This window comes from Mesorhizobium sp. M7A.F.Ca.AU.002.02.1.1 (genome assembly GCF_003998535.1).
GTDB classification, from domain to species: domain Bacteria; phylum Pseudomonadota; class Alphaproteobacteria; order Rhizobiales; family Rhizobiaceae; genus Mesorhizobium; species Mesorhizobium ciceri.
In genome coordinates, this window is sequence record NZ_RZPB01000742.1 from 1 (window position 1) to 2,935 (window position 2,935).

The window sequence follows — 2,935 nt, forward strand, 5'->3', positions numbered from 1 at the left end:
ATCTAGCGTCGAACCTACCTGCAAACACTAAATATAGTATTAACAGACAATTTATTCAAGCCCGACAATTGTCCCTATCGACCCCAACCGCCCCACAATTCCAACGCTTCCGCCGGCCTCGTAACCAGGCGGAAATGCGAGCAAAACGCACATAATCCGGGAAAAAGACCGGGCTCAGAACTTTCCGGTCGCACTCTCAACAGGAGCGCATGGCCTATAAAAGGCGACTCGTTTTGCGCCGTCAAGGATTCGTTTGCGTAGCTTTTGTGACCCCAACATCTTGTGTGTCACATATGTGGATAACGGGGATAGAATGCGGTGCGGCGATCGCAATTTTGTCGCCACCAGGCAATCCGGACGCGGCAACGATCCAAAGCGTCGTGCCTGAATGGATCAGCCGTAGTGCAGCCTGGGTTTTGGCTCGGTGCCGGTGAACTGCACCCCGATACGGTCATTGCGACGCCAGCGGACCTCACACCGATAGGCAATGCCGTCGAGCGGCACATAGAGAAGGAAGCGATCGGGAACCCGGGCTTCCAGCGGTATCTTCAGTTCGGCTCCGCCTTCGTGTTGATTGCGCAGCGTGCAGCCGACTTCCGAATTCGAAATTCCGGTGATGATCGACCCGCCCTTGAGCACGCGCGGACGATGCTCGCGCTCAGGCTCGTCGGACTCGTTTGGAATTGGATTTTCGGGGCTCGCCATCGATCAAAAAATACCAGAGCTGCCGAATCCTACCTTTGATTCCTTAGCAAAGCATTCATGTCGATGGCGGCAACGCGTGTCCAGCCTTTGCAAGCAAGTCCCGTTTTGCAAAGAGCGCGGTGTGGCCGCCCGTCAGGAGAAGCTGTGCGGGTCGGCGCAGAAATAGGCGATGATCTGGCAAAGGTCGGGTTCGTTGACCATGCGCACCGCTTCGCTTGCACGGACCCATTTGCGGGTGCGTGAGCGTTTTTCCTTCCAGCGGTCCGCGACTTTGTCGACATGCAGCGGAAACACCAGGACCTCGCACGGGACTTCTTCGCCGGAAGCCAGCGCCTTGGCGTAGAAGTAACGGCCGGCTTCAAGATGAGAGACACGGCCGCGCAGCCCGGCCTCCTCGCCGGCTTCGCGCGCCGCGGCCTCGCAGAGCGGCTCCCTGGCCTCTGGCCAACCCTTGGGCAAAACCCAACGGCCGGTATCGCGGCTGGTGATCAGCATGATTTCGACGCCGTCTCCCGTGTCGCGCCAGGGCAGGGCGGCAACCTGCAGGCGGCACGGCGCGGTGCCGAAGAGCCGTCGGACCCTTTCGGCCAGATGATTGTGTGTCGTTGGCCTCGTCAACATCGAAGAAGCTAGCCCCAGCCTCCGGAATCGTTTGCCGTCTCACGAATCTTACGGCTAATTGTCGGCAATAAAAGTAAAAAATTTCATTCGCCTGGCCAATTTCCGCCAATAGACGTCGATTTCGCGAAATATCCGGCTCTGCCGGACGTGTTTGCGAAAGCAAATCCATCCCCGGTGCAAGCTGCTGGTCTGTAACAGGGTAGTTGCGAATCAGCCGGCGTGGTCGTCGGCGATCGGCTTCTGGTAGGTGAAGCCCATATCCCACGGGAAATAGATCCAGGTGTCCTGGCTGACTTCGGTGACGAAAGTATCGACCAGCGGCCTGCCTTTCGGCTTGGCATAGACGGTGGCGAAATGCGCCCTGGGCATCATCGCGCGCACGATGCCCGCCGTCTTGCCGGTGTCGGTCAGGTCGTCGATGATCAGCACGCCGGCGCCGTCTTCGGCGAGCAGGGCAGGGGTGATCTCCTTGAGGACCTGCAGCTGCCCCTGGCTGGTATAATCGTGATAGGAGGCGACGCAGACGGTTTCGATGACGCGGATGCCAAGTTCACGCGAGATGATCGCCGCCGGCACCAACCCGCCTCGCGTGATGCAGACGATCGCTTTCCATTGCCCCTTGTTGGCACCGGCAAGCCGCCAGGCGAGTGCGCGAGCGTCGCGATGGAACTGGTCCCAGGAGACCGGAAAGGCTTTTTCGGGAAGGGACATGTCGCGCACTCCACAGCACGCGGGGATCGCGCGCAAGAAAACAGGGGAATGCGCGCGGAATTAGCTGGAAAGCCCCCATCTTGGCAAGAGCAGGGGCCTTGGCAAGGCAAGGGCCAGCGATCGCTGTGGGCTTACCGCGACAGGAAGGCTGCCACCGGCGCGGTGCGCAGCACGCTGCGCGTCACGCCGCCGAACAGAAGCTGGCGCAGCCATGAATGGCTGTAGGCGCCGAGCACCAGCAGATCGGCGCCGGTTTCCGCGATCCTGGTCTGGATGATGTCATCGACCGAACTGCCGCCCGACTGCTGCACCGAGACGCTGACGGTGGCGCCGTGGCGCGACAGCGCCGCCGCGATTTCGGCGCCGGCGGCCTCCGGGCTGTCGTCGAGCGTTTCAGGAGGGTCGATAACCAATATGTCGGTCTTCTCGGCTTCGATGATGAAGGGCAGCGCGTCGAAGGCGGCGCGCGCCGCTTCCTTGCTGCCGTTCCAGGCGAGCAAGACGCGTTTGAAGGTGGTGATCAGCGGACCCTCGTGCGGCACCACCAGCACCGGCCGGCCGGCATCGTAGACCAGCGTGTCAACGTCCGCGCTGGAATCGCCGCCCGTTTCGCGCTGCGCTGCTATGATCAGGTCGGCGGCCCGCACGCTCGAAATCCCGGTCAGCGCGCTGTCACCCGAAAAGCTCTCCAGGCTTCGCCACTCGAAGGAAAGACCGGAATCCTCGATATGCCTGAGAAACAGCGTCCTCAATTTCTCGGCCCGTTCCCGGTTCATATCTGCCGAAACCTGCAGGAATTCGGTGTCGGGCAAGCCTGTGGCAGAGGTGTAGGGCACGGGAAGCGTTTCGGCGTGGATGCCGACCAGATGGCTCTGGAACCGGCTGGTGTGCGGAATGG

At 61.0% G+C, this 2,935-nt stretch carries 4 protein-coding genes; all 4 read right to left on the minus strand.

Annotated elements, in window-relative coordinates; translation table 11 throughout:
• Positions 1-393 precede the first annotated feature (393 nt).
• Positions 394-705 carry a PilZ domain-containing protein gene (locus tag EN879_RS30465; protein ID WP_063167865.1) on the minus strand — a complete coding sequence of 104 codons (312 nt, stop codon included), beginning with the start codon at positions 703-705 and terminating at the stop codon, positions 394-396.
• Between the two features lie 132 nt (positions 706-837).
• Positions 838-1,326 (minus strand): NUDIX hydrolase, encoded by a 489-nt coding sequence (locus tag EN879_RS30470; protein ID WP_013532018.1) that lies wholly within the window; start codon positions 1,324-1,326, stop codon positions 838-840.
• Between the two features lie 210 nt (positions 1,327-1,536).
• On the minus strand, positions 1,537-2,037 hold the full coding sequence (gene gpt / locus EN879_RS30475) for a xanthine phosphoribosyltransferase (RefSeq protein ID WP_013532017.1): 501 nt from the start codon (positions 2,035-2,037) through the stop codon (positions 1,537-1,539).
• A gap of 131 nt (positions 2,038-2,168) precedes the next feature.
• Positions 2,169-2,935, minus strand: a 767-nt coding sequence (locus EN879_RS30480) for a universal stress protein (protein WP_164774679.1), incomplete at its 5' end; no start/stop codon positions are given.

Bases quoted from the DNA above. Each gene is read 5' to 3' on its own strand.
- EN879_RS30465 (WP_063167865.1), bottom strand. From the start codon at position 705: ATGGCGAGCCCCGAAAATCCAATTCCAAACGAGTCCGACGAGCCTGAG.
- EN879_RS30470 (WP_013532018.1), bottom strand. From the start codon at position 1,326: ATGTTGACGAGGCCAACGACACACAATCATCTGGCCGAAAGGGTCCGA.
- gpt (WP_013532017.1), bottom strand. From the start codon at position 2,037: ATGTCCCTTCCCGAAAAAGCCTTTCCGGTCTCCTGGGACCAGTTCCAT.